Origin of the sequence: Bacteroides sp. Phil13, assembly GCF_001940965.1 — a bacterium.
Classification (GTDB): domain Bacteria; phylum Bacteroidota; class Bacteroidia; order Bacteroidales; family Bacteroidaceae; genus Bacteroides; species Bacteroides intestinalis.
Genome location: NZ_MSHA01000104.1, coordinates 1 through 26,126, shown reverse-complemented (window position 1 = coordinate 26,126; position 26,126 = coordinate 1). Strand labels below are relative to the sequence as shown.

Genomic DNA, 26,126 nt, shown 5'->3' with positions numbered 1-26,126 from the left:
ATCAATTTACTCTCACTACTCTCACTTTTTTTAATAGCTGTTGATAATTAGAACATTAAGTGTGGTGAGTAAGAGTAAAAAACAGTGTGAGAGCAAGTAGTATACTCTCACACTGTCTTGTCCTGATTGTAAGGTATTAATTTGTCTTGTACAAGGGAATGTTCTGTTTTTCTCCTAAGAAACATTCTTTTCAGCCATAGGAATTATCAGATGTCGACCTCAGTCAACAGGCCTGTTAACCTTGGTTGACAGGCTTATTAGCCTTAGTTAACAGGCCTGCCAACCAAGGTTAACACCCAATAGGACTTACTATAAAATATCTCCTTGTACACATGATTTGCTCTTTATCATCTGAGTAGATGGTTGTCCTCCTCCCAATGATATCTGTACTTTTCCTTTCATGGGTACAGATTTTCCAGAAATATCAACGATAGACAGTTCCTTAGATGTCAGGACAAACTCCACCGTTTGTGATTCTCCCGGCTTCAGATTAATCCGTTTGAAGCCCTTCAGTGCCCGAATCGGAGTTACAAAATCACGAGGATTGGAAACATACAACTGAGCAACTTCCTCTCCTTCCATCTTCCCTGTATTGGTGATTTTTGCTGTAACCTTAACTGACCGTTTATCCGGTGACGGTTGCAATTTCAAAGAGGAATATTGAAAAGTCGTATAGCTCAATCCATAGCCAAAGGGATAAACCGGCGTTCCTGTAAAATAACGGTAAGTACGATTCTCCATGCTGTAATCTTCGAAATCAGGCAAATCGTTTACACTCTTATAGAAGGTCAGCGGTAAACGTCCTGAAGGATTATAATCTCCAAATAACACATCGGCTATAGCTTGTCCGCCAGCCTGACCGCCATACCATGCATTCAGGATAGCCGGAAGATGGGCAGATTCCCATTCAAGTCCTAAAGCACTTCCTGTCATCATAACAAAAACGACTGGCTTACCGGTTGCATATAATTCTCTCAATAAGTTTTGCTGCACGGAAGGAATAGAGATAGAAGTCCGGTCACCCCGTTTGAAACCTTCTATTTCCACCCCCATCTCCTCACCTTCTACTTTGGCAGAAAGACCACCCACAAAGATAATCACATCCGCATCCTTCACCGCAGCAGCAGTTTGTTTGTAATCAGCCTTCCGAAGTATTCCCATATCAAACTTGATTTCTGCATTATCCGCATGTTGAACATAGCGGATTTCTATCGGATAGGATTTACCCTTTTCTGCATTCAACAGATAATATGAGTTTATATTTCCAACTTTATTCTGCTTTACTCCATCAATATACAGTTCTGCTTTATCATCAGCCTTCAGTTCAAAGCAAACCTCACCTGTCTGTTTCGGTGTAAATACAGTACTCCAAACAGCAGACATCTGCCTGGTAATGATGCCATCGCCAACATCCTGACCATCTCCCCACTGATAATCAACAGTCTTTTCCAAACGAGATAATCCGGGATTTCCTTGCCACTGCGTATTTTGATAATAGTCAGCCTTAAAGCCCTGCTGCCCGTCATAACAGAACAAAGCATCTTCATAAGCTGAGGTGAAAACAAAATCATCAGTCAGATTAACACCTTTCTCGTAGACCACTTCCACCTGATTGCCCACTTTCTTTTGAATACCTTCCAGTGCTGTAGTTATATGTGACGGATAACCATAGTAGTTAGCAAGCAATACACTTTTATCATCAGCATTCGGACCGACCACTGCTATCTTCTTTATTTTATTCTTATTCAAAGGCAACAACTGATCTTGATTCTTCAGCAACACAATAGACTGACGAGCCATTTTCAATGCATGAGCTTTATGAGCGTCACACTCCAGAACTGATAAAGGTATATTTGAATAAGGTACACGGTCATCCGGATCGAACATACCCAGCCGGAAGCGGATTTCAAATAATTTCTTCAAAGATTCATCTATCTGCTTTTCTGTTATCAATCCTCTGAGAACGGCATCCGCCAATGCCCGGTAAGCTCCATTACCACATTCACAATCTGTACCATGCAACACAGCATCCGCAGAGGCTGCAGCTGCATCCTGATGTGTTTTGTGAGTATTATAAAAGTCTTCAACAGCCCCGCAATCTGAAGTTACATAGCCGCCAAACTTCCAATGATTTCGCAAAATATCCATCATCAAAAGATCATTGCCACAACAGGGTTGCCCAAAGAAGGAGTTATAAGCACACATTACTCCCGTCACTTTTCCTTCGACCACCAATTCCTTAAATGCCGGAAGATAGGTATCCCACAAATCATGGTTATTCACTTTAGCATCATACGTATGCCGGTTCCATTCCGGACCACTATGTACTGCATAATGTTTAGCACATGCTGAAGATTTCAGGTAAACCGGATCATCACCCTGAAGACCTTTCACAAATGAAACACCAATGGAAGCAGTTAAAAAAGGATCTTCGCCATACGTTTCCTGTCCCCGCCCCCAACGCGGGTCCCGGAATATATTGATATTCGGACTCCAGTAAGTTAATCCTCTGAATATTCCGGGAGTCCCTTTCCGGGTAGCATCGTGATAAATAGCACGTCCTTCATCCGAGGCATACACTGCCATTTGATGAACAGACTCTGTATCCCAGGTAGCTGCCATAGCAATGGCTTGAGGGAAAGAAGTAACTGGATAGGGACTTCTGGCTACTCCATGTAAACACTCATTCCACCAATTATATGCAGGAATTCCCAGCCGATCTATGGCAGGAGCGTTATTCAACATTTGAGAAATCTTTTCCTCTAACGTGAGACGCCTCACCAAATCATTTACTCTTTCCACTATCGGAAGTTCTGGATTCAAGAATTTGCATGTCGCTTGTCCCGCCACTGTGACAGAGAATAAAAGCAAACTGCAAATAAGATTCAATTCTTTTTTCATACCTTTTTCAATTCAATATAGCAGCAAAATTACTCCCATCTCATTAAAGGAATCATAAAAAAGAACTTAATACAGGACAAAAGTTACCTCACAAAGCCATTTTTATAATAATCATAAGCAGCATCAATCCTTTCCGGAGTATCAGCATTCAAAAGAAGTAATAATTCACGGGTAAACTCCAAATGTCCGGTTCCGTTGGCAGTTACGATATTCTGATCGCTGACTGCCTGCTTTTCCTGATATCCGGCTTCATTAGTATATGCGCTACCTGCGAATTGTTTCAGATATGGAAGTGTGTTACTGGTATGCTTCACATTATTCAGAAAGCCATGTGCCCCCATAAAGGCAGAAGCATTGCAAATAGCTCCAACTATCTTGCCACGCTGTAATGCATCCTGCACAATTGGCACCACCAACTCCGATTCGGGTGATTGCCACTGCATGCCGCCTATCAGAACCAATGCCGCATAATCGGCAGGCATAGTCTGAAAACTATAATCCGGCACTGTGCGGAACCCGCCTATAGAACGAACTTCATCCAGCGTCGGGGCAACTGTCTTTGATATATATTTTACTTCGTTACCCGGTAACACTCCGGCATTTAAAGAAATAGAAAGGAATGCACCTTCCCAATCGGCATAATCATTCAATAGAAGAAATAAGACTTCCTGTTTCATTGTTTTCTGTTTTCAGCGAAATTAAGATGCAACCATGCAATCTTATTTTCTTATGGTTGAAACTCAAGTTCAAAATAGATATAATCTTTTATACTAAACTTTTCATACCATTCCGAAGGATGGTTTTTGGACATGCAAAATGGTTCCTACTCTATGCTGGCAATCGATATGAACACTATCTGCGGACTCTGTCTGTGCAAAGAAATAAAAATGCTGAGCACTATCCATCTTACAAGGAATTTCTTCATTCAAAGCTTTCCTTTCTGTTTTTCCATCAGTACATCTTACCATATACAACTTATAAGGCAAGTTCTTGTGAGATGTCCTGACTATAACATCAAAACCAAAGATCCCCTGAAAGCCCATCAGTTTTTGCACAAAAGCATCTTTAGGCGATTCATAAGATACTGAGATAGTGTCTTGCGCTATCAAAGGCGTCATGCATAAAAAAACAACGCCAATGTACATAAAAGCTTTTTCATTTTTTTTAAATTTGTATACGATGCCGCAAATATAACAAAAACGCTGATATCATTGTCTCTATATGACAACAATATCAGCGCAATTCACTATTTATTACAAAGATGAAAATTTTTCTATAAATGTCAATGTAGGGAGGGCTACAACGTTTCCTGTTTCAACTGCTCCACGAACCCGTCAATACGGCGCAACTCCCTGGGAATATTAATACTCTGCGGACAGTGAGGCGAACATTGATCGCAACCAATGCAATGATTTGCCTGTCGCAGGCGTGGCACACTACGGTCATAACCAACAAGAAAAGCTTGGCGTGCCTTTCTATAATTCTCGTCTTGTTGGCTTTTCGGCACATTTCCCTCATTTACACATTTATTATAATGTATAAGCACAGCAGGAATATCAATGCCATACGGACAAGGCATACAGTATTTACAGTCATTGCACGGTACAGTAGGGTACTTCAACATCAACTGTGCCGTTTCTTCCAGAAACTCCTTATCATCATCTCTCAAAGGAATCAGCGGAGAATAGGTACGAATATTATCTTGAAGATGCTCCATATACGTCATACCACTCAATACCGTCAACACCAGTTCCGGTGAGCCTGCAAAACGAAAAGCCCACGAAGCCACACTATCTTCCGGACGACGCTGCTTAAGGCGTGTCATAATATGAGTAGGTACATTAGACAATCTTCCACCCAGCAATGGCTCCATAATGATTGCCGGGATATTTCGTTTTACCAATTCATCATATAGGTAGTCCGCATTTACATTACGTCCCGAAGAATGTTTCCAGTCCACATAATTGAGCTGTATCTGTACAAAGTCCCATTTCACCTCATCATGTAGAGAAAGTGCATAGTCATAAGTATCCACTGTACCATGGAAAGAAAATCCCAGATTACGGATACGCCCTGCCTCCCGTTCCTTCAACAGAAACTCCATCATACCATTGTCTATATATCGTGCTTTGAATGCTTCTATTCCACCATTACCGATAGAGTGCAACAAATAGTAATCGATATAATCTGTCTGCAAATCTTCGAAAGACTTACGATACATAGCTATGGAGTTTTCACGGCTATAATTACTAAAGTTGGATAACTTTGTAGCAATAAACAGTTTCTCGCGCGGATGACGTTTTAATGCAATACCAGTAGATTTTTCCGACCACCCCTGTACATACACCGGAGATGTATCGAAATAATTCACGCCGTGCGCAATGGCATAATCTACTAATTCGTTCACTGCATCCTGATCAATTATATCTCCTTTCCCATCCGGTGAAGGAACAGTCGGCCAACGCATACAGCCATAACCCAGAAGTGAAACACGGTCTTTCTGAGCCACAGAAGTGCGGTAAGTCATCTTATCAGTAGGCACCGGAGTCGATGTACTACCTCCCGGAATCACCCCATCCTTCTGTTTGCAACTATAAAGAGTCGCAGCAGCCGTTGTCGTAGCGGCACTGATGCCCACAATTTTCAGAAAATCCCTACGGTTTATATTTTTATTATGTTCTTCCATATCTGTTCTTCTAACATTTATCACTCTATCACATTACCACCTTTATATTACTCGATGTCTCTCATGTCCCTCCACATAGATAGCACTGAAAGGGCGTGCCGGACAAAGATTCTCACAGGCACCACAACCAATACAACGCTCTACATTGACAACCGGAATCTTTGGAGAATCCGGATTATCTACCTCAGACGGAACCATTTCTATCGCCGCTACCGGGCAATGACGGGCACAATTGCCGCAATTTACTCCATCAGTCAACGGCACACAATTCTTCCTGATCCATACGGCATGACCGATCTGGATAGATGATTTATCAGCCAGACTGGTAAGATGAATCGCATCCGTCGGACATACTTCGGCACATTTCGCACATTCCGGACGACAATAACCACGTTCATAAGACATCTCCGGCTGCATCAACGTCATCAGATTACCGGATGGGCGTAAAACCTGATTAGGGCACACTGATACACAAAGCTGGCAAGCCGTACAATGCTGCGCAAAATTACGAATACTCAATGAACCTGCCGGTACAATAGGTGTCGTCCGTTCCGGTATTTTCTTATCCTCAATGACAGCCAATCCACCATCCACTTTTTTCTCCTGTGCCTTCAGCAATGTACTTGCAGTAAATACGGCACCGGCAGAAAAGAAAGCACGGCGTGCATTGTCCACCTGCTCCGGTGAAACACCCGTCACTTTTTCAGCCGCTAATGGTTTCTGCACTTCCTTATGAGGACGCTCATAACGGATAGCTCCTTTCTTACATTTACCAATGCAATCCATACAAGCCACACAACGGCTATAATCTATTTTATGATTTTTAGAATCAATGCATGCCGCCTTACAATTACGTGCGCACAAACCGCAACCATTACATTTACTCGTATCGATTACTGGTTTCAGCAAAGAAAAACGTGAAAAGAATCCCAATACTGTTCCTACCGGACAAATTGTATTGCAATATGTACGCCCGTTGCGCCAGGCCAGTACAGCCAAAATAACAAATGTCAGAACAGCTATCACAAAAGTTCCCATAGCCTTCATCCAGACATCTACAGAATAAAACATATAGCTATCTGCCCGTTCGACCAAAAGAGCAAGCAGGTTGTTTCCCCACTGATAAACCGGAGCAAACAGATTAGAAACTATTCGCCCGTAAGAACTATAAGGTGCCAGTAAGGCAACCAACGAACCAACTCCTCCTATCAGAGCCAGAATAAATACTCCCAGCACTCCATAACGCAACCAACTAAGTGCAGGTGAATACGAATAGCGATTCTTTTTCCGCTTTTTACCCAACCATGAAACTACATCCTGAAATACGCCCAACGGACAGATTACAGAACAATACACACGCCCAAAGAGCAGTGTCAATGCTATCAGGATTATCACAACCCCGATATTCAGTGCCAACAAAGCAGGCAAAAACTGAATTTTAGCCATCCAACCGAACCAAGCATGCAACGTTCCCGTAAAATCGAGGAACAAAAGCGTGATCAGCACGAAAAAGAATATGGCAAACGTTAGTCTGATTTTTCGTAACATACTTTTATTTTATGGAATATCATTTATAGACCAAATACTTGATAAACAAATAACCGCCGAGAATCTGTAATCCCATTCCCGGGATACCGATGCGGAAATCCTGGAAAGCAAGCGCAAGGTTACCTACCATTGCCCACTCACCCAGCGTCCCGATAAACTGATAAGCCAGTACTACCAACGCTAAAACAGGAATAGAGATACGTTTAAAACGATTGGCAGCATATCCGGCAACCACTGCCAGTAAAATAGATTTTAAAAGGATGGCCGGCAATACTCCTGCAGGAGGCATACCGAAAAGCAGATGGTTCAAAACCGGTGAAAAGACGGCTGTCAGCAATCCAACTTTCCAACCGTATTTATAAGCAGCAATAAGCGTAAAGAAATAAATCGGCAACAAAGTAAGACCACCCTGTGGAATAAGATGGCAAAGTTGTGGCAAAACCAGATTACCCAGAATGAAAAGGGCTGCAGCAAAATATGTCTTCACATTGCTGTAATCCAGTGAATAAAGTCTGATAGTTGTTGTTTTCATATAATATTCTTATTAAAAATTGATATTTACTCCACCCATAAAAGTCGCTTTCGGCATAGGATAGCCTGCATTGATCTCATAACGTTGCGCCAACAGGTTCTCACCACGCACATAGAATGACAGATAATTTGTCGCCTTAAAACTTCCCTGCATATCCCATAACACGAAGTTCTCTTTTGTCGCAGCATCCAGATCAGTATAAAGCCCTTTTACATACTGAATGCCCGTAGATGCACTCCAACGTCCTTTTCTGAAGTTCACTCCTCCATACAGTTTATGCTCTGGAGAAGCCAATACCGGATTTTCCATATGAAGCCAGCTGTAATTTGCCATCACGCTCCACACCGGATTAAACTGGTACCCTACATTAGCTTCCGCTCCCCAGTTTTCAATCTCGCCGGAATTCTGATTCAACATACCGCTACCATTTGGATTTGGAAGACGTATAATGAGATTTTCACCATTGATATAGAACACATTGAGTCCATAGGACAAACGATTATCCATAAGACGCTGTGAAAAAGAAAGCTCATAATTCCAAAGTTTCTCAGGTTTCAAATCCGGATTCTGCGGAGGAAACATATACATTTCACGAATGGTAGGATTACGGAATCCTTTACTTGCCATTGCTTTGATTTCTGCATTCTCCGGAAGATGGAAAGCCAAACCTACTTGCGGAATGAACTCTGTACCCGTTTGCGAATGATAATCTACTCGTGCTCCGGCATCCAGCGTAAGCCACGCAGCAATATCCTGACGAAAATCTACATAACCTGCTACTTCATTCAACGACTTATCCGCCGAAGTTTCACGATGCCCATCAAAGAATTGGTTCCATGCCTCACCTCCAAAGTGAAAATAATCAGCTCCTACAGTCAGTCTGTTGCCCTGGAGAAGTTGTATGCTCTGATACCATGATACTCCAAGCATCTGATCGTTAGAGTTGAAACGATACTGAAGCGGTTCTCCTCCTGGCTGATATCCGTCATTTATCCAGTGATCACCCCAATTATAGAAAAAGCTCAATGCACCGGAAGTCTTTTCGTAATGATTCTCCAATGCAAAAGAAGTCATACCACGTGTTATGCGCTGATCATTGTCTATATATGGTTTCATTACTGATCCCGGATTAGTAGCATTGAAACGAGTGACATTTACATCGCCCCAAACTTTCCAGTTATCCGTAAAGTCATAGCCTAATTTGGCATATCCGCCGTACTGTTCAAAAGCCATGTCAGCGCGATGTCCATCTGTACGGTTATAAGAGGCAGTCACCGTACTACTGAAGCGCCCTTTCCTTATGCGGTTAGTGACTTCGGTCTGTACACTTCCATAGGACCCCGCACCAATGTTGATGTTTGTACGTATTCCGTCTTCCTGCATCTTACGGGTAACAATGTTAATAACCCCACCCATGGCGTTAGAACCATAAAGCACGGATGCGGGGCCACGGAGCACTTCCACACGTTCTGCCATCATAGTCTGATATGCGTCGGCAATGGGGTGTCCCATCAGTCCCATATACTGAGGATGTCCGTCTATCAAAACCAATAATCCCGTAGTGGGAAGACCGGCCTGTGCGGGCCCTCCAATGCCTCTTAAAGACATTTGCCCTGATGCACCGGTAGCTACACCATATCCCATTACGCCACGTGAAGTGGAGAAAAAGCCCGGCACTTGTGAATTCAACACCGGAAGTACGGAAGTCTGCTGGCTCGCTTCAAGTTGCGGACGTCCCACTACCGATACGGTCATGGGCAAATGGCGTACATCCGTTTCACTTCGCGTACCTGTTACTACTACTTCATTGATCGCATAACTTCTTGCTACCTTTGTACTGTCCTTACTGGTTTGTGCTTGTAGGCTTACCGCACTAATCAGGCAGCCTGTAAAGAATGCAAGTACAAATCTCTCTTTTTTCATCTTGAAATAACTCTTTAATTTTATAATAGTTCCCGATTACAAATATAGGGATCGTTACTGATAGAAACCGTAGATAAATTACGGTTGTAAATACCATAATTACTGATTAACGTATTCTAACTTACGTGTTATTCACTATCCAGGACTTGAACTCGGACGCTTTGTTCTTACTGATATAGATACGTTCGGGAGTTTCTACATCCAATGTTACCAGCAAACGGTTATCAAACCAGATCGTTATATCCGTCACGCTATTCCTTGCTATGATGAATTGCTTATTCGCCCGGATGAAATCTGCCGGATTCAGAGAAGCCATTATCTGTTCCAGTGTTTTGGAGTATGGATACATATTCCCGTCTTTCAAGTAGATACAGGTGTTTTTATCCGCTGTATAAAAGCATGAAACTTCTTTCAAGCCAATAGGTAACAGCTTATCTTTATATGGAATTAATAACTTGTCTTTATATTTAGGAGTCGGCATCAGTTGAGTCAATTTAGATAAGTAGTGAATCACATCCTGGTGCGTCAGTTTTTTGTATTTATCCAGCGCCTGTTTTACATCTTCCACCTTGACAGGTTTTAGCAAATAATCAATGCTATTCACCTTGAAAGCTTCTATGGCGTATCTGTCATAAGCCGTCGTGAAAATAATAGGAGTTTCCAACTCCATTTTATCAAAAATGGTAAATGCCGAACCGTCCGATAAATGAATATCCATAAATATCAAATCCGGTGCAGGATTCGATTGCAGCCAATGAATGGTTTGGGTCACGCTTTCCGTATTACCGACTATTTGAATATCATAAGAGACTTCACCAAGAATATCCACCAGATTCTCATAAGCGGCAGTCTCGTCTTCTACAATCAACACTCTCATATCTCTATGCAATTTTGATGTCAGTTCTGTTTATTTAAAGGAAGATATACTCTGAATGTATTTTCATCACATTCTATCCGTATTTGCCTGTTCATCAACAAGGCAAAACGATTTTCCAGATTTTTCAACCCGGTTCCGTTCGTATCAGGAGGAGACAATTTAGGATAAATGGGATTACTCACCACCAGTTCTTTTTGCTCGTTCAGCCTGATGATAATTTCCATTTTATGCTCACTGTCTATCATATTATGAACGGTCACATTCTCTACCAGCGGAAGCAGTGAAAGCACAGGCAACGTCAGTTCATCCTGCATAACCTCATCCACCTGGATCGAGAAAACCAGTTTATTGGCAAAGCGTACTTCCATCACATAACGGAAAGATTGAATAAACTCCAGTTCTTCCCTCAAAGTAACCAGTCCTCTCTTATCACTTTGAAGAATATAACGGAAGATATCAGATAATTCATGCACATACATCAACGTTTTTTCATCATCCTTCTTCCGAATAAGCGATTGCACTCCATTCAAGGAGTTAAAGAAAAAATGTGGATTGATCTGATTAGCCAACGCATCACATCGGCTTTGCAGATTCTCTATACGTAGACGTTCTATCTCACGCTCTTTTTCACGCTGTGCGGAGTATAACATGGAAATATGCCCGATCAGCGTACACAGAGAACACAGAATAAAGAATTGGGAGATCAATGTACTACCGAGAAAATCAGTACGGATACCATAAGAGTGAATCCAATAGGAAATAGACGCAAAGCCTGCATAGGCAGCCAATGAATACAAGAAGTTACGGCCAAAACGTTCCTTAAACTGCGCTGTCGACAGTTGTCGCAAATTATAACGTAACAACAGACAAATCAGTCCCCAGAAGAAAAAGAAACGATAAACAAAATACCAATAAAAACCCGTACAACTTGCTCCTTCCAGAAATTTTATATCCCACGGCAGACAGGCTATATTAGGGTATATGATAAAGACTGCACTAATCAGACCAACCAGCAGCAGTTTACGACTTATATAAGTATCAAATGAGAGCATAAAACATTTCTTCTTTTCTACAAAGAAAGATATTTTTTTTGAGACTTGACAGTACCAAAGAATCAAAACGAAAAAATAAGGTATAAAGACGAAACCACGCATAGAGAATTAAAACTCCGAATAAATTTGGTGGTTATAAAAACAATGCCCAAATTTGAACCCCGAAAATAAAGACAGGAATATAAAAATCCTCATCGGAGGGCATTATAATCAATAATTATAGTGCCGGATAAGATGAATGGTGAGAATCATTCATCCTGTCCGGCACTTTTTTTATGCCATATCTATAGCTTCTACTAAATTGATGAAAGAATAAATTGGATGAAAGAATTAGATTTGACACAGGGCAGCGTCCCTAAAGTACTATTACAATTTGCGGTTCCATTCCTGATAGCCAACGTGCTCCAGGCCCTTTACGGAGGTGCCGACCTTTTTGTTGTGGGACAATATGATGACTCTGCAAGCGTAGCGGCCGTAGCCATTGGTAGCCAAGTGATGCAAACCATTACAGGTATTATCTTGGGTATTACCACCGGAACAACCGTACTGATTGCCATTGCAACCGGAGCGAAAGACGACCGACAAGTGGCGTCTACAATCGGTTCTTCCATTTGGTTGTTTTCAATTATCGGCATCGTACTTACTCTGGTCATGGTATTGTTCCATGACCGAATTTCCAGCTTGATGCACACTCCGACAGAAGCTATGGAAGATACGAAAAGTTACATTCTGGTTTGCTCGGTCGGTATACTGTTTATTGTAGGCTATAATGTCGTGTGTGGTATCCTGCGCGGACTGGGTGATTCGAAAACACCACTCTATTTTGTGGGACTGGCCTGTATAATCAATATTGTCCTTGACTTTATATTAGTGGGAGCTTTTCATCTCGGTCCTACCGGGGCAGCCATTGCTACTGTAACGGCACAAGGTGTTAGCTTTACGATAGCACTCTGGTTTTTATACCGGCGCGGATTTCATTTCGAGTTTACACGACGGGATATCCGATTGAATAGAGTTTTATCTAAAAGAGTACTGACCTTGGGTGCCCCCATAGCATTGCAGGATGCATTGATCAATGTTTCATTCCTGATAATCACTGTGATTGTGAATCAGATGGGAGTCATTGCATCAGCTTCTCTGGGTGTAGTCGAGAAAATTATTGTTTTTGCCATGTTACCTCCTATGGCTATATCATCGGCTGTAGCCACAATGACAGCACAGAATTACGGTGCAGGACTTATACAGAGAATGAATAAGTGCCTACTTTCCGGAATAGGATTTGCTCTTATTTTTGGCCTATCGGTTTGCCTGTATTCGCAATTCCTGCCGGAAACGCTCACGGCATTCTTCACTAAAGATCCTGCGGTGGTGACAATGGCAGCAGAATATCTACGGGGATACAGCATAGACTGTGTTGTGGTCAGTTTCGTTTTCTGTATCAATTCTTATTTCAGTGGACAGGGAAATTCGCTATTCCCTATGATTCACAGTCTGATAGCAACCTTCCTGTTCCGTATCCCGTTATCTTACTGGTTCAGTCAGATAGACAGTTCTTCACTGTTTATCATGGGCTTCGCTCCACCCATTTCTACAGTAGTTTCCTTATTTATATGTATCTGGTATCTGAGATATACACGAAAAAGAAATTACTAAAACACAATTTCCCTACTTTTAGGTATTGCCTCCCTTACTCAAGAAGCGTAACTTTGGCAAAAAATAAAAGTAGCCTATGGACCCCGGAAGAAAATGTGAGGAACAGCAAAAAGAGAGAATTTATCAAAGTATAAGTTCTCTCTTTTTTTTTGAATGAATTTGAATATCGTTCTTTTTTGCCAGATCGTATTAACTCTAATAATTCCCAAATAAAAATGAAAAAGAAATATGAATTTAAGAGTGTAGTAGCTGAAACACTGCTGATACCTCTTTACATGAGAGCCAAAGAAAGTCGCCGGAAAGATGCCATCTTGCGTGATCTGCAAGCCGAGCAACTGGTAGAAAGTATTGAATATGATTACTCTAAATTTGATAGTGCCAAATTGAGTGCCATAGGATGTGTCGTACGTGGATTATACTTTGATAATACCATCCGACGTTTCATTGCCACACGAAAAAATCCGATAGTAGTGAATGTAGGTTGCGGACTGGATACCCGCTATCAACGTATTGAAGAACACGACAAAGCCATATTTTATGAAATGGATTTACCCGAAGTAATCGACTTGCGACGTGATTTACTACCGGAACCTGCGGGCGATCATTACATAGCCGGTTCTTTGTTAGAAACCCAATGGATGGATGATCTCCGCAAAAAGCATCCCGAAGGAGAGTTTGTCATTGTTATCGAAGGTGTACTGATGTATTTCTATGAAAAGCAAGTACGACAATTACTCACTCGATTGGCCGACCGATTCAGTGGTGGTGAAGTATGGTTTGATGTGTGCGGACCTATGATGGCAAACTCCAAGTATATTAAACCCGACTCACTACGGGGGCACGAAGCACAAATCCGCTCCGGTCTGAAAGACGGGCATGAGGTGGAAAACTGGGAACCACGCCTGCAACTTATCGACCAGGCCCTCTACCAGAGATTCTTTCCCAAAAGATGGGGATTCGGCGGAAGGCTAATGGGGCTATTCCCGGATATTTGCAGGAAGTTCAGTTCGCTGTTGGGGTACAAAATTAAATAACTACGCTCTGTACTCGTTTGGTGTCATCCCCACCACCTTTTTAAACAGACGGCTTAAATGATGTGGATATTTGAAGCCCAGTTCATAGGCAACTTCGCTGACAGTCTTATTCTCATCATAAAGCCGTTCTTTTGCTTTCTCTATCACAAAGAGCTGAATGGATTCCTGAGCTGATTTACCTGTTTCTTTCTTTATCAGATCCCCAAAATAATTAGGAGAAAGATGCAATCGGTCTGCAACATATTGCACGGATGGTAAACCGACAGTTTGCGGTTGGTCTGATTCAAAGTAATCACTGAGTAGATTTTCAAAACGCACTAGAATATCTTTATTTATGTTTTCACGCGTAATAAACTGACGGTCATAAAAACGCTGGCAATGGTTCAGCAGAAGCTCAATCGTAGAGGCTATAATATCTTTACTATGCTTATCTATGGCACGCTCCAATTCTTCTTGTATTTCAACAAAACAATTAAGGATAATCTGCCGTTCACGCTCAGACATATGCAAAGCCTCATTAGCTTCATAAGAGAAAAAGCTGTAATCTTTCATTTTACGTCCCAGCGAAGTACCTCGCAGCAAATCCGGATGAAAAGCCAATACCTTACCTTGAGGATTCAGTGTCTCTCCGTCATCATCAATTCCCGCCACTTGACCAGGAGCCACAAATACCAGTGTACCTTCCTGATAATCGTACGTACTACGTCCATAAGACAATTCTCCACACTTGAGCTGTTTCAGAAAAATACAATAGAAACCAAAATTCTTACGTCCATGCTTTAAAGATTTCAATGTTGAAAAGTCAACCACACTAACGAGCGGATGCAATGTCTCCACTCCCATTACCATATTATACTCCTGAATAGTATTCAATTTTACGATTGTACCCATAATCTGAATAATTTAATCTGATGACAAAAATAACAGTTTTCTTTCAGCATTCCATCACTTGTATTGCAAAATCTGTAATATTGGTATAAGAAACTGTAACCTGTGTATACAGTTCATTATCAAGTATTCAATCAATATTTTAAAACCGTAATAATGGTGTGCAATGCAGTAATCTGTCTATTTACAAACTTCATCCCACAACTTACCTTTGCAACATCAAAAAAACTGCAAAAAGACAAGAGTAATGAAATACAGAGAATTAGGAAAGAGCGGACTTAAAGTTTCCGCATTGGGTTTGGGTTGTATGGGTATGAGTCACGGTTATGGTGCTGCCGCTGATAAGAAAAAAATGATTAACCTTATTCATCAGGCTATAGAAAAAGGAATCACTTTTTTTGATACTGCTGAAGTATATGGTCCATACACCAACGAGGAATTAGTAGGTGAAGTCTTAGAATCTTATCGGAAAGATGTAGTCATTGCTACCAAATGTGGTATTCAGATGGTCGACGGCAAACAAATTGTCATTGGTAAACCGGAAATAATACGAAGTTCCATCGAAGGTTCCCTCAGGCGTCTGCGGACAGATCATATCGATCTGTACTATCTGCACCGTGTGGACCCGGATGTTCCTATAGAAGAAGTGGCAGAAACCATGAAAGAATTATTGCCCACTCTCGAAGAACTGGGTATCGGTTTCGTCCCCTTCAGCCCGCTGAGTAAAGGTTTCCTGACGGGAAATATCAGCAAAGACACACAATTCGGTAAAGACGATTTCCGCAGTATCGTTCCACGCTTTACTGCTGAGAATCTGAATGCCAATCAGGTTATAGTTGATTTTGTGAGAAAGCTGGCGGAAGAGAAGAATGTAACGCCTGCACAGATTGCATTGGCTTGGGTACTTGCTGTAAAACCCTGGATCGCTCCCATTCCGGGAACCACCAAACTGAAACGCCTGAAAGAGAATATACAGAGTATAAATGTGGAAATAAGCCCGGAAGAGTTGACAAGGATAAATGATACACTTAATTCTATTCCAGTGTCAGGCGACCGCTATCCGGCAGAGTTAGCAAAAAGAGTAGGCAAATAAACAAAGGGCTTAAAATAATACAATAATCTACAATGTCCGGGAATATTAAGGAAGTAAAGTGTTTTAATATAAAATCAATAAAGAGAAAGTTATTATGCAGAAAGTAAAATTAAATAATGGTATCGAAATGCCAATTCTCGGTTTCGGTGTATATCAAATCGAAGATCAAGCTTTGTGTGAACAATGTGTATATGACGCTATTGAAGCAGGTTACCGTTCCATAGATACGGCTGCCGCTTATGGTAATGAAGAAGCTGTAGGAAGAGCCATCAAACGCAGTGGCATCCCCCGCGAAGACTTGTTTATCACTACCAAACTCTGGATATCAGATGCCGGTTATGACAAAGCAAAGAAAGCCTTCGAAGCATCCATGAAACGTTTGCAACTCGATTATCTGGATCTGTACCTTATTCATCAGCCATTCAATGACTATTACGGTGCTTGGCGTGCTATGGAAGAATTATACAAGGAAGGTAGAATTCGTTCCATCGGCGTCAGCAACTTTATGCCCGACCGTCTGGTAGATCTGATCCTTCATAATGAAATCACACCTGCCGTCAATCAGGTAGAGACTAACCCTTTCTACCAACAAATCGAAGCAGAGGCATTCATGCAAGAGAAAGGTGTTCAGGTTGAATCATGGGCTCCATTTGCCGAAGGAAAAAACAATATGTTCCAGAATGAGACATTAGCGTCCATTGCAGGCAAATATGGTAAATCCATTGCACAAGTTATATTGCGATGGTTGATACAAAGAAATATTGTCGTTATCCCGAAATCCATCCGTAAAGAACGAATTATTGAAAACTTCAATGTATTCGATTTTGAACTGACAAAAGAAGATATGAAAAAAATAGCAGCACTGGATACTAATACCAGTTGCTTCTTCTCACATCGTGATCCGAAGATGGTAGAGTGGCTGAGCGGATTACATTAGAAACACTCCAAGTCCCAATACATTTCAATAAGATCATTTGCATACAATCGGCATATTAGTTACTTTTGTAGAGTGTTTTATAAATCAACCTAATATGAATAGAATAAATATACCCAATAGCTCTTATGCCGATTGTCCTATTCGAATGATATTATCACGTATCAGCGATAAATGGTCAATACTGACTCTCTTCACTTTGACACAGGCTCCTGTTATGCGATTCAACGAACTACAAAAGACAATACCGGATATATCTCAGAAAATGTTGACAGTCACCCTCCGTACATTAGAAGAAGACGGATTGGTAAAAAGACAAATCTATGCACAGGTTCCCCCAAAAGTAGAATATTCACTCACTAAAAGAGCTATGTCTCTACTACCACATATAAACTCTTTAATTTCGTGGGCGCAGGAAAATATGGAAGATATAATCAATGACAGAAAAAAGCATAAGAGCGAATAAAAAATCGCCCTTATGCCTTTTCCAAAAATGGTATTATAAAGTTACCAGAAAGACTTTCTTACATCGCTTTCCAAAACTTCTGGAAGTCCTTGTACCGTCCGTAACAAACCAGTTCGTCACCAGCTTGTACTTGATCATTTTCAGGTAATTCATTCATCACATCATGTTCTGTAAATGAGATGCCCAGACAGTTCTTTAAAGTCTTGGCACGCTTCAATGCTAATAACTTCAAACCAAATTCTTTATCCAGATTCAATTCATTGGCATAGTATCCTATCATTTTTTCCGGCACAGCAAATTTCACTACATAATAATTTGAGTCCACCCTGAATGTTTCCATATTGGCACCAAATTCCAACAGATGTACCAAACCACGAGCAGCATCTTCCTCCGGAGTTAAAATCCGTTCCAAATCAAAAGCCTCAAGTACGGAACGATGGACATTATCAATAGCCCGCGCATAGATATGCTCCACTTTCTGTTGTTTCAGTAAAGCCACTACACGAATGGAAGCGCCAAAATTCTCACCAATAGCCACTACTACCACATCCACTCCATTTAAAGGAAGAACTGCAAGCGCCTGCTCGTCAGTTGCATCCAATACAAAAGCTGTAGCTATTTTTTCTTTTATACTATCTACACGGCTCGCACTCACATCCGCACCAATCACTTCGTGCCCCAATGCCGACAATTCCTCGGCAAGCATGTGTCCGTAATTTCCTAAACCGATAATAATATACTTCATACTATTTATTTTACTACTAATTACTAATTTATAATGATCTGTCCACTTGGATACTGATACTTCGTATGTTTCTTTTGCTTAATGATACCCAACATCAATGTAATCAAACCCACACGTCCGATAAACATCAAGAAAGCAACAAGTAACTTACTATTATCACCCAAGGTCGGAGTCAGATTTAAACTGGAACCTACTGTACTCAGTGCCGACACACATTCAAACAAAAGTGCCATAACAGATGCCTGAGGTTCCCATATCGTCAGAATAAAAACAAAAACAAATAAAACACCGAGAGACATCACCACTGTAGCATTGGAACGACGGATTGAATCGTATGACAACTCACGGCCGAACACTTCTACCTTTTCCGTACCGCGCAACACGGCAACCAGATTCAATACGACTACCGCAAAAGCATTCACCTTGACACCACCGGCCGTAGATTGTGCTGCACCACCAACCCACATCAGGAAAATATAGATCAATACACTCTGTACTCCCAACGAAGTTAAATCCACACTGGTAAACCCGGCAGTACGCGGACAAGTTGCATTGAAAAATGCTTGTGTCCATTTATCAGCAACTGACATACCGGCAAAGGCATGGTTCCACTCAAAAATGGCAATAAGAATTGTACCAAGCACCAGTAACAGAAAAGTCATAATAAGTACAATCCTCGTATTCAGGTTATACAGATGGTAAAAACGATGTCTGTCCCACTCCCATGTATGCAAGAACTTCCATATACGACGTAAATGATGGAGTACGATATCTTTAAAATTCACCAATATCGGGAAACCGATACCACCCAGAATAATCAGCAAGGATATATAAATAAGGAAAGGATTATGCCCCGTCATCACCAGTGGATTACCCAGATTGCCTGGTAATGTGGAAAAACCCGCATTACAAAACGCTGATATGGCATGGAAAGCTGAAAAGGCTACTTCTTCCTCAAAAGTCATTCCCATTGTTCCATGAATATCACTCCAGATAGCAAACATCCCCATCCCTTCTATAGCCAGCGTAAAGCCTAATATATACAGTAAAGTAGAAAGCAATGAATTCAATGAATTGGAACTAACCATATCACGAACCACCAACTGGTTATAGAATGATGTATTACCCATAAAGAACATCGCAAAAAAACTGGTCAGTGTCATCACCCCCAAACCGCCAATCTGTATGAGTAGGATAATCACCACAAAACCAGATGTAGTAAAGGTGGAAGCCACATCCACCGAAGTCAGTCCTGTGACACACACTGCACTGGTGGAAATGAACAAGGAATCCACCCACGAAATTCCATTCATCGTACAGCGAGGCAGCATTAACAGACCTGTTCCTATAATAATAATAATAAAGAAACTACCAGCCAGGATTAAAGAAGGATTCGTTCTCCGTCCTAATAACCTGACCAAGCCATTGGACAGATTAAAGAAAGAAAAAATGAGCAAAAGTACAATGTGATAAGGTTTTCCGTTCAGGAATTCCCAAAAGTACAAAATAGCTCCTTCTTCCTCCGGTCGATGAAAAATAACCGGAATCAGAGTAAGATAGAGTAAGGCGATCAGTATCCAGGCCAGTTTCTTAAATGCACGCTTTGTATCTCTGTATTCCAACAAAAGATGCAAAGTCACTTCCGTCAGGAAAACACCCCACACAAACCGATAAAGAGTTTGCAGTTGAGAAGCCTCGTGTTCGGAAATAGTAAAGCCGTGTTCATATACTACACCTACAATTAACAGAATAGAAGCTAGGTAGGCTACGTAAGTCACCCCTCCAAGAATGATCCGAGTGTACGGATGAATCCATTTATTCTGATATAACAAGAATTTATGATAAATCTTCATGGAGACCAAATTAAATATCAGGCAAACATAAACAAAACAATGCGTATAGACAAAAAACAAAAGAAAAAAGAATTTGTTTTAAAAATAATAGTTACATTTGGCCTCGTAAATTTTAATAGAAGTAACCACTATGAGCAACAAGACAAAAAGATTTTTCCTTCCGGAAGAAGAAATTCCACGCTATTGGTATAATATACAGGCAGATATGGTAAACAAACCAATGCCTCCGCTTCATCCCGGTACCAAACAACCACTGAAAGCCGAAGATCTATATCCTATCTTCGCTCAGGAACTGTGTAAACAAGAACTTAACCAGACTGATAAATGGATTGAGATTCCCGAAGAAGTACGCGAAATGTACAAATATTATCGCAGTACTCCGCTCGTCCGTGCCTATGGACTGGAGAAAGCATTGGGTACTCCGGCACACATCTATTTCAAGAACGAGAGTGTGAGTCCGATGGGATCACACAAGTTAAACTCTGCTATTCCTCAAGCTTACTATTGCAAAAAAGAAGGAGTAACTAACGTTACCACAGAAACCGGTGCCGGACAATGGGGTGCCTCACTGGCCTATGCAGCCCGCTTATTTGGCTTGGAAGCTGCCGTTTACCAGGTGAAAATCAGCTACGAGCAAAAACCTTACCGCCGCAGCATTATGCAGACTTTCGGCGCACAGGTTACACCGTCTCCGTCTATGTCTACCCGCGCCGGAAAAGACATTCTGACAGCTCACCCCAACTATCAGGGTTCCTTAGGAACAGCTATTTCGGAAGCCATTGAACTGGCACAAACCACACCGAATTGTAAATATACATTGGGGTCTGTCTTGAGTCATGTAGCTCTGCACCAGACTGTAATCGGCCTGGAAGCCGAAAAGCAAATGGAAATGGCGGGAGAATATCCTGATATGGTAATCGCTTGCTTCGGTGGTGGTTCCAACTTTGGCGGTATTGCATTCCCATTCATGCGCCATAAGATTCTGGAAGGCAAACAAACACGTTTCATCGCTGCCGAACCGGCTTCTTGCCCGAAGTTGACACGTGGTAAATTCCAATATGATTTCGGTGATGAAGCCGGATATACCCCATTGCTTCCTATGTATACGCTGGGACACAACTTTGCTCCTGCCAATATCCATGCAGGCGGATTGCGTTACCACGGTGCAGGTGTCATCGTTTCACAACTATTGAAAGATGGTCTGATGGAAGCTGTAGACATCAAACAACTGGAATCATTCGAAGCCGGTTGTCTGTTTGCCCAGGCCGAAGGTATCATTCCCGCACCGGAATCTTGCCACGCTATTGCCGCTGCCATCCGCGAAGCAAACAAATGCAAGGAAACAGGCGAAGAAAAGGTGATCCTGTTTAACCTCTCCGGTCACGGACTGATTGACATGGCTTCGTACGATAAATATCTCTCCGGTGATCTTGTGAACTATGAACTGACCGATCAGGATATTCAGAAGAATCTAGACGAAATAGGCAGTTTGGCGTAAGACGCCTCATCAATAAATGTTTGCCAGGCTGACAAGTGGCTCATAGAGTTTTTCAATGTCCTGTGCATCCAATTCAATATCAACCTGGTCCCCCGGAATCAACCGCATTCCGGGGGGCTTTGCGTCTTTACCATCCCGGTGTATATTGATAATAGCACAGTTTTCAGGTAAAGAAAGCTCGTCCACAAGTTTACCGTCCAGATACGAACCTGTCATCACTTCGATGGATAGTTTATATCTTTTTTGTTCCTGGAAAGCAGGAGTATTGATCATATCCTCATAAAGCGTCACATTAAAAGGTTTTATCTGAAGGAGTTCTGTAAAATAATAAGTTAATCCGCCTACTACTACCGACGGGTAAAATACCTCAAAGTGCCCTGTTATCTCGGTAATCAGCACGATAGCCGTCAAAGGGGTACGTATCACAGCCACCAGAAAAGCCGACATGGAGATCAACATCACATAACTGACATTCTCCGGTTCAATAACTCCATATTCCACTCCCAGCAAACCGACAATCTGGCCCAGTAATCCACCGGTGACCAGTGTAGGGATAAAACTTCCCCCCGGCAAACCGGAGGAAACGCAAATTACGGAAAAGCCGAAATGTAACAGCATCATTGCCGTTACCCACATAATCTGCGCATGACTGCCGGACTGTGCCTGCTCCAAAAGAAACTGTTCTCCCCCACCCGTCAGGTTAACCTGCATAAAGGAAATAATGTAAGCGACCAGTAGCAGATAGAACATCTTCATATATACCGAAGATTTCACCGTAGCATAAACCCGCTTAAAGGACACCATCATCATGGAATACAGTTTCCCGCAAACAGAAATAATTACTGCAAGCAATAAGAAGTACTTCACCTGGACTCCAAAAGAGAAACCGGGTTCGGCCACTTGTATCAGATGATAGGAACTTATAGGAAAAACCATACTCGCCACCGCCCCTGCCACTACACCTGCCAGCAAGGTAGTAATAGCCGTTTTCGGAGCATCAAAACGTTCGATGGATTCGATGACAAGCAATGAAGAAGCCAGCGGTGCTGCAAACGCAGCGGCAAGACCGGCACCGGCACCAGCAGCAAGCAATTGTTTTCGTTCACCTCGCAAAATATGTGTCCAACGCGCTACAAGGCATCCGATATACGAACCTATTTGCACAGAAGGTCCTTCACGTCCCAATGATAATCCGGCTGAAACCGAAAGAATACCACCGAAGAATTTAGAAACCAATTCTATGAAAGGGTGTTTATAGGTAATGCGTCCATTAATGGCAGCACGTGTTTGAGGAATACCTCCTCCGGTGATAAGTGGCATTTTCATCACCAACCAGGATACGAATATCAGTATCGCCCAAAAGAAAAGAAAAAGAGGAATATGCCAGTACCACTCCGGGCGGGAAGCAAAAAATTCACTTCTCAGGTTAAAGAAATAATAGAGGCAATAATGATAGGGAACAGCCACCAGCCCCGTCAGCAATCCTACGAAGATGCTGACGAAATACAGGCGTGCGTCAACCAGTTTCAGCTTCACGACATACCACTTCCTCAGTTTTCTAAAGTTTTTGAACCTTTGAAACATTCCTCAGAGTTTTCTTTTATTAATTTGAGTATCTACAACAAATTAACCCTGTTGAAGTTTCAAGACTTTGCGTTTTTTACTTTTTCTCCATCTATCCGGCAAGGTCAGGAATGTTATTTATTATTTGAAACCGGTCTTCCATGCATCGGGCGCTTTCCTTGTCCGTGCTTCTGACCTTTTCTTCTATCAAATTCTTTTCTGAATTTATTCGCATTACTCTTTTCTGTCTGATAGATCTTCATAATCTGTTTAGGAGACAGAATCTTACGGAATTCATTATAATACTTCTCACGAACATCCAGGATCTTACGGCTTTGTGCAAACTGATCCTTAATCTGTTTTTCTATTTCCGCATCCGTCGGTACAGGTTTCGCAGTTTGTTTAGCTTCTGCATTGTTTCCTCTATTTCTTTCGTGGCGGTTCATCATCCGGCACTCACGCAGTGCTTTCAGGTAACCCTCGTAAACAGGAGTAAATTTAGCAGCCGTAGCGTCATCCAACATCAATGTTTTTACCATCTGATTAGCTTGTCTCTGCATCATCTGCTCGGGAGTAGGGCGCTGTTTCTGATCCTTATTATCCTTGTTCTGAGCAGAAATTGTTTGGCTACCAATCAAAAGAGCGGCCATCATTACATAAATAAACTTAGTCTTCATAATCTTCTTGTTTTTTATTAATACCTAATTTAAAAATATGTCATTATCAGAGAAGTCGACGAGCTCTTCCAACTCCTCATCCGACAGTTCATGAATCCATTTATCAGCCGGATCGCTGCTGCTTCTATCCACAGCCAACATATCCGAAGTTCCTGCAGGTACATCTCTCGTCTGTAAATAAGACGGAACAAACAATACCCCTGCCAGTATTGCAGCAGCCGCTACAGCAGTAGAGAACATTATCTGTAAACGGCGTTTCCTGCGTTGCCCACCGTAAGTACGTTCCATTACCTTCTGCTGCATATCCTCAAAGAAATTATCAGGAGTGCGGTAAGGTGTCTTTTTACCTATATCGTCAAAATCAAATTCTTTATTCATCGTCCTATCTATTTAAGATGTATTCTTTTATTTTTTCTTTCGCATAGTGGTAATTCACTTTGAGAGTATCGACCTTGCTGTCCAATATCCGGCTGATCTCTTCATAATCAAGCTCGTCGTAATAGCGTAGGTTGAATATCAATCGTTGCTTTTCCGGTAAACTCAGTATGGCTTCCTGAAACTTGACTGCCAATTCATTTTCATAATCAATATAATCGGAAGCTTTCAGTTTACCAATCAGTTCTTCTTGTACTTCTTCCGCAGGAATCGCTTCTTCATCCTTTCGTGTATTCAGCAAGCGCAAACTCTCATTGGTTGCAATCCTGTATATCCAGGTACTCAGCGAGCTTTCACCACGAAACTGTCCCAGATTACGGTATACCCGGATAAAGACTTCTTGAAGAACATCTTCTGCATCCTCATGTGATACCACCAAACGCCGTATATAATTATATATAGGTACCTGGAAGTTATCCATCAGCATTTTAAACCCCTTTTTCGGGTCGGAAGCATATACCTGCCGGATTTTATCCTCGTTTATCATCCATTCAATTTCTTAGCTTTATTAGGTTAGAAACAGAAAAAAGGATGAAGTTAAATCGGCAAGTTCATATTTTGCATTTATTAAAGAAGTGGTTAAAAATAAAGTTTCTTATCTTTGCCGCCAACTCTCCTGTTTCAGGCTAATTTAAAAAGAAAGATATGGAATGTAAAATCAGAGAATGGAAAATGGAAGATGCTGCCGAACTTGCATCAACCTTAAATAACAAAAATATCCAAGACAACCTTCGGGATGGCCTGCCTTATCCTTATACTGAGGATGATGCTAAATTCTATATCAATGAAATGCTGAAAGCTGATAAGAATAGTGTTTTTGCTTTTGCTATCACTGCTGATCATAAAGTAGTGGGAAGCATTGGTGTGTTTCGCAAAGATAACATCCATTCGCGGACTGCGGAAATGGGGTATTATATAGCAGAATCTTTCTGGGGAAAAGGTCTGGGAACGTGTGCAATTAAACAAACCTGCCAATATGTGTTTAACAACACCGATATTCTCCGTATTTTTGCAGAGCCGTTTAGCTATAATATCGCTTCTTGCCGGATTCTTGAAAAGAGTGGATTTAAATGTGAAGGAGTACTCAGAAGCAATGCTGTGAAGAATAACCAGATTCTGGATATGAAGATATATTCGCTTCTCAAGAGTGATACCGAATAATAGATTCTGCATAAAAAAATAGTTTATTATGAGAGATCAAGCAGTATTAGTGCGTAATGCAGTTAAAAATGAGATTCCTGCATTTGCCCTGATTGGAAAAGATAAGTTCGCATTACAAACTTTGGAATACTATTATTCCTTGGCAAAAGAAGAGTGTAGCGAAGAGTTTCTTAAAGATTTGAGAGACTTAATAGAGAATGATTTCAAAAGGTATCGGGAAGAAAATCCGGAAAAGATAAAAGTACCCGATATGTAGTTCACTTCCAAGTATAAAAAAAGGCTATCTATCCCAGACAGCCAATCTTTTGTTAACCTTAAATCTAATACTATGAAAAANNACATTGCAAAGGTACGGACTTCTGGGATATCTCCAAATTTTCGGGGTGAACTACAACATATTACAACATGTTTTAATAGACTCTACGATTTCGTTAACCTTTGGGGATTCGTTGTGTTAATAATTAATATAATCCTTCCTTGCTATTAGTCGATTCGGTGAAAGATTTGTCAGAATTTATCAACAGCAACATATTTTTTTTGTAACTTTCTGATTATCAACATCATTAAGCCAAGCCCTACTAAGTATACGACTGAATTAGGTTCAGTA

At 41.4% G+C, this 26,126-nt stretch carries 24 protein-coding genes; 8 read left to right on the top strand and 16 right to left on the bottom strand.

Annotation, left to right across the window (positions count from 1 at the left end):
- Window positions 1–309 precede the first annotated feature (309 nt).
- The 9 genes from BWI44_RS22120 to BWI44_RS22080 form a co-directional block, all read right to left on the bottom strand.
- Window positions 310–2,901, bottom strand: a complete 2,592-nt coding sequence (locus tag BWI44_RS22120) for a glycoside hydrolase family 3 C-terminal domain-containing protein (protein ID WP_286816470.1) — start codon at window positions 2,899–2,901, stop codon at window positions 310–312.
- Between the two features lie 83 nt (window positions 2,902–2,984).
- Window positions 2,985–3,578, bottom strand: a complete 594-nt coding sequence (locus tag BWI44_RS22115) for a type 1 glutamine amidotransferase family protein (protein ID WP_195209754.1) — start codon at window positions 3,576–3,578, stop codon at window positions 2,985–2,987.
- 102 nt (window positions 3,579–3,680) lie between these two features.
- Complete coding sequence (locus BWI44_RS22110) at window positions 3,681–4,046, bottom strand: hypothetical protein (protein WP_007665575.1); 366 nt, start codon at window positions 4,044–4,046, stop codon at window positions 3,681–3,683.
- 152 nt (window positions 4,047–4,198) lie between these two features.
- A complete protein-coding gene (locus BWI44_RS22105) occupies window positions 4,199–5,587 on the bottom strand; it encodes an aldo/keto reductase (protein WP_138293312.1) in 1,389 nt (462 codons plus the stop codon).
- A gap of 42 nt (window positions 5,588–5,629) precedes the next feature.
- Window positions 5,630–7,135, bottom strand: coding sequence for a 4Fe-4S binding protein (locus tag BWI44_RS22100; RefSeq protein WP_195209755.1), 1,506 nt, complete (start codon window positions 7,133–7,135; stop codon window positions 5,630–5,632).
- A gap of 19 nt (window positions 7,136–7,154) precedes the next feature.
- Window positions 7,155–7,667, bottom strand: a complete 513-nt coding sequence (locus tag BWI44_RS22095; RefSeq protein ID WP_117706953.1) for an ECF transporter S component — start codon at window positions 7,665–7,667, stop codon at window positions 7,155–7,157.
- Window positions 7,668–7,679: 12 nt separating this feature from the next.
- Window positions 7,680–9,590, bottom strand: coding sequence for a TonB-dependent receptor (locus BWI44_RS22090; protein WP_138293315.1), 1,911 nt, complete (start codon window positions 9,588–9,590; stop codon window positions 7,680–7,682).
- A 121-nt stretch (window positions 9,591–9,711) separates the two neighbouring features.
- Window positions 9,712–10,467 (bottom strand): LytR/AlgR family response regulator transcription factor, encoded by a 756-nt coding sequence (locus tag BWI44_RS22085; protein ID WP_044533187.1) that lies wholly within the window; start codon window positions 10,465–10,467, stop codon window positions 9,712–9,714.
- Between the two features lie 20 nt (window positions 10,468–10,487).
- Window positions 10,488–11,519 (bottom strand): sensor histidine kinase, encoded by a 1,032-nt coding sequence (locus BWI44_RS22080; protein WP_115502930.1) that lies wholly within the window; start codon window positions 11,517–11,519, stop codon window positions 10,488–10,490.
- 321 nt (window positions 11,520–11,840) lie between these two features.
- Between BWI44_RS22080 and BWI44_RS22075 the strand changes: the two genes are divergently transcribed.
- Together BWI44_RS22075 and BWI44_RS22070 are read left to right on the top strand one after the other, a co-directional pair.
- Window positions 11,841–13,172 (top strand): MATE family efflux transporter, encoded by a 1,332-nt coding sequence (locus tag BWI44_RS22075; RefSeq protein ID WP_195209756.1) that lies wholly within the window; start codon window positions 11,841–11,843, stop codon window positions 13,170–13,172.
- A gap of 215 nt (window positions 13,173–13,387) precedes the next feature.
- Window positions 13,388–14,206: a class I SAM-dependent methyltransferase gene (locus BWI44_RS22070; protein ID WP_138293318.1), complete on the top strand. Its 819-nt coding sequence runs from the start codon at window positions 13,388–13,390 to the stop codon at window positions 14,204–14,206.
- On the opposite strand, the gene BWI44_RS22065 is transcribed toward BWI44_RS22070, so the two are convergent.
- A complete protein-coding gene (locus BWI44_RS22065; protein WP_195209757.1) occupies window positions 14,207–15,097 on the bottom strand; it encodes a helix-turn-helix domain-containing protein in 891 nt (296 codons plus the stop codon).
- A gap of 244 nt (window positions 15,098–15,341) precedes the next feature.
- Between BWI44_RS22065 and BWI44_RS22060 the strand changes: the two genes are divergently transcribed.
- The 3 genes from BWI44_RS22060 to BWI44_RS22050 all read left to right on the top strand — a co-directional run bounded on the left by BWI44_RS22060 (window position 15,342) and on the right by BWI44_RS22050 (window position 17,587).
- Window positions 15,342–16,187, top strand: coding sequence for an aldo/keto reductase (locus tag BWI44_RS22060; RefSeq protein WP_195209758.1), 846 nt, complete (start codon window positions 15,342–15,344; stop codon window positions 16,185–16,187).
- 94 nt (window positions 16,188–16,281) lie between these two features.
- Entirely contained in the window at window positions 16,282–17,124 is an 843-nt protein-coding gene (locus BWI44_RS22055) for an aldo/keto reductase (RefSeq protein WP_044533878.1), read from the top strand.
- 94 nt (window positions 17,125–17,218) lie between these two features.
- Entirely contained in the window at window positions 17,219–17,587 is a 369-nt protein-coding gene (locus tag BWI44_RS22050; protein WP_044155352.1) for a winged helix-turn-helix transcriptional regulator, read from the top strand.
- 58 nt (window positions 17,588–17,645) lie between these two features.
- Here the strand turns inward: BWI44_RS22050 and BWI44_RS22045 are convergent, their stop codons facing one another.
- Both BWI44_RS22045 and BWI44_RS22040 read right to left on the bottom strand, forming a co-directional pair.
- A complete protein-coding gene (locus tag BWI44_RS22045) occupies window positions 17,646–18,332 on the bottom strand; it encodes a potassium channel family protein (RefSeq protein WP_195209759.1) in 687 nt (228 codons plus the stop codon).
- 23 nt (window positions 18,333–18,355) lie between these two features.
- A complete protein-coding gene (locus BWI44_RS22040) occupies window positions 18,356–20,185 on the bottom strand; it encodes a TrkH family potassium uptake protein (protein ID WP_130069711.1) in 1,830 nt (609 codons plus the stop codon).
- A 130-nt stretch (window positions 20,186–20,315) separates the two neighbouring features.
- Between BWI44_RS22040 and BWI44_RS22035 the strand changes: the two genes are divergently transcribed.
- Window positions 20,316–21,683: a TrpB-like pyridoxal phosphate-dependent enzyme gene (locus tag BWI44_RS22035; protein ID WP_044155106.1), complete on the top strand. Its 1,368-nt coding sequence runs from the start codon at window positions 20,316–20,318 to the stop codon at window positions 21,681–21,683.
- 9 nt (window positions 21,684–21,692) lie between these two features.
- Here BWI44_RS22035 and BWI44_RS22030 read toward each other — a convergent pair whose 3' ends face one another.
- From BWI44_RS22030 to BWI44_RS22015, 4 genes are all read right to left on the bottom strand, one after another.
- The gene (locus tag BWI44_RS22030; protein WP_044533320.1) at window positions 21,693–23,267 is read right to left on the bottom strand and encodes a ClC family H(+)/Cl(-) exchange transporter; all 1,575 of its coding nucleotides are present in this window, start codon (window positions 23,265–23,267) and stop codon (window positions 21,693–21,695) included.
- Between the two features lie 113 nt (window positions 23,268–23,380).
- On the bottom strand, window positions 23,381–23,923 hold the full coding sequence (locus BWI44_RS22025) for a DUF4890 domain-containing protein (RefSeq protein ID WP_195209760.1): 543 nt from the start codon (window positions 23,921–23,923) through the stop codon (window positions 23,381–23,383).
- A gap of 24 nt (window positions 23,924–23,947) precedes the next feature.
- The gene (locus tag BWI44_RS22020; RefSeq protein WP_117693496.1) at window positions 23,948–24,301 is read right to left on the bottom strand and encodes a hypothetical protein; all 354 of its coding nucleotides are present in this window, start codon (window positions 24,299–24,301) and stop codon (window positions 23,948–23,950) included.
- A gap of 4 nt (window positions 24,302–24,305) precedes the next feature.
- Entirely contained in the window at window positions 24,306–24,845 is a 540-nt protein-coding gene (locus BWI44_RS22015; RefSeq protein WP_007665601.1) for an RNA polymerase sigma factor, read from the bottom strand.
- Between the two features lie 158 nt (window positions 24,846–25,003).
- Here BWI44_RS22015 and BWI44_RS22010 point away from each other — a divergent pair, with 158 nt between their 5' ends.
- Both BWI44_RS22010 and BWI44_RS22005 read left to right on the top strand, forming a co-directional pair.
- Entirely contained in the window at window positions 25,004–25,519 is a 516-nt protein-coding gene (locus BWI44_RS22010; RefSeq protein ID WP_195209761.1) for a GNAT family N-acetyltransferase, read from the top strand.
- 28 nt (window positions 25,520–25,547) lie between these two features.
- Window positions 25,548–25,775 (top strand): hypothetical protein, encoded by a 228-nt coding sequence (locus BWI44_RS22005; protein ID WP_007665603.1) that lies wholly within the window; start codon window positions 25,548–25,550, stop codon window positions 25,773–25,775.
- Window positions 25,776–26,126 lie beyond the last annotated feature (351 nt).

Bases quoted from the DNA above. Each gene is read 5' to 3' on its own strand.
- BWI44_RS22120 (WP_286816470.1), bottom strand. From the start codon at position 2,901: ATGAAAAAAGAATTGAATCTTATTTGCAGTTTGCTTTTATTCTCTGTC.
- BWI44_RS22040 (WP_130069711.1), bottom strand. From the start codon at position 20,185: ATGAAGATTTATCATAAATTCTTGTTATATCAGAATAAATGGATTCAT.
- BWI44_RS22075 (WP_195209756.1), top strand. From the start codon at position 11,841: ATGAAAGAATTAGATTTGACACAGGGCAGCGTCCCTAAAGTACTATTA.
- BWI44_RS22055 (WP_044533878.1), top strand. From the start codon at position 16,282: ATGCAGAAAGTAAAATTAAATAATGGTATCGAAATGCCAATTCTCGGT.
- BWI44_RS22110 (WP_007665575.1), bottom strand. From the start codon at position 4,046: ATGTACATTGGCGTTGTTTTTTTATGCATGACGCCTTTGATAGCGCAA.
- BWI44_RS22050 (WP_044155352.1), top strand. From the start codon at position 17,219: ATGAATAGAATAAATATACCCAATAGCTCTTATGCCGATTGTCCTATT.
- BWI44_RS22035 (WP_044155106.1), top strand. From the start codon at position 20,316: ATGAGCAACAAGACAAAAAGATTTTTCCTTCCGGAAGAAGAAATTCCA.
- BWI44_RS22115 (WP_195209754.1), bottom strand. From the start codon at position 3,578: ATGAAACAGGAAGTCTTATTTCTTCTATTGAATGATTATGCCGATTGG.
- BWI44_RS22100 (WP_195209755.1), bottom strand. From the start codon at position 7,135: ATGTTACGAAAAATCAGACTAACGTTTGCCATATTCTTTTTCGTGCTG.
- BWI44_RS22010 (WP_195209761.1), top strand. From the start codon at position 25,004: ATGGAATGTAAAATCAGAGAATGGAAAATGGAAGATGCTGCCGAACTT.
- BWI44_RS22095 (WP_117706953.1), bottom strand. From the start codon at position 7,667: ATGAAAACAACAACTATCAGACTTTATTCACTGGATTACAGCAATGTG.
- BWI44_RS22015 (WP_007665601.1), bottom strand. From the start codon at position 24,845: ATGATAAACGAGGATAAAATCCGGCAGGTATATGCTTCCGACCCGAAA.
- BWI44_RS22090 (WP_138293315.1), bottom strand. From the start codon at position 9,590: ATGAAAAAAGAGAGATTTGTACTTGCATTCTTTACAGGCTGCCTGATT.
- BWI44_RS22080 (WP_115502930.1), bottom strand. From the start codon at position 11,519: ATGCTCTCATTTGATACTTATATAAGTCGTAAACTGCTGCTGGTTGGT.
- BWI44_RS22105 (WP_138293312.1), bottom strand. From the start codon at position 5,587: ATGGAAGAACATAATAAAAATATAAACCGTAGGGATTTTCTGAAAATT.
- BWI44_RS22045 (WP_195209759.1), bottom strand. From the start codon at position 18,332: ATGAAGTATATTATTATCGGTTTAGGAAATTACGGACACATGCTTGCC.
- BWI44_RS22025 (WP_195209760.1), bottom strand. From the start codon at position 23,923: ATGAAGACTAAGTTTATTTATGTAATGATGGCCGCTCTTTTGATTGGT.
- BWI44_RS22065 (WP_195209757.1), bottom strand. From the start codon at position 15,097: ATGGGTACAATCGTAAAATTGAATACTATTCAGGAGTATAATATGGTA.
- BWI44_RS22030 (WP_044533320.1), bottom strand. From the start codon at position 23,267: ATGTTTCAAAGGTTCAAAAACTTTAGAAAACTGAGGAAGTGGTATGTC.
- BWI44_RS22020 (WP_117693496.1), bottom strand. From the start codon at position 24,301: ATGAATAAAGAATTTGATTTTGACGATATAGGTAAAAAGACACCTTAC.
- BWI44_RS22060 (WP_195209758.1), top strand. From the start codon at position 15,342: ATGAAATACAGAGAATTAGGAAAGAGCGGACTTAAAGTTTCCGCATTG.
- BWI44_RS22085 (WP_044533187.1), bottom strand. From the start codon at position 10,467: ATGAGAGTGTTGATTGTAGAAGACGAGACTGCCGCTTATGAGAATCTG.
- BWI44_RS22005 (WP_007665603.1), top strand. From the start codon at position 25,548: ATGAGAGATCAAGCAGTATTAGTGCGTAATGCAGTTAAAAATGAGATT.
- BWI44_RS22070 (WP_138293318.1), top strand. From the start codon at position 13,388: ATGAAAAAGAAATATGAATTTAAGAGTGTAGTAGCTGAAACACTGCTG.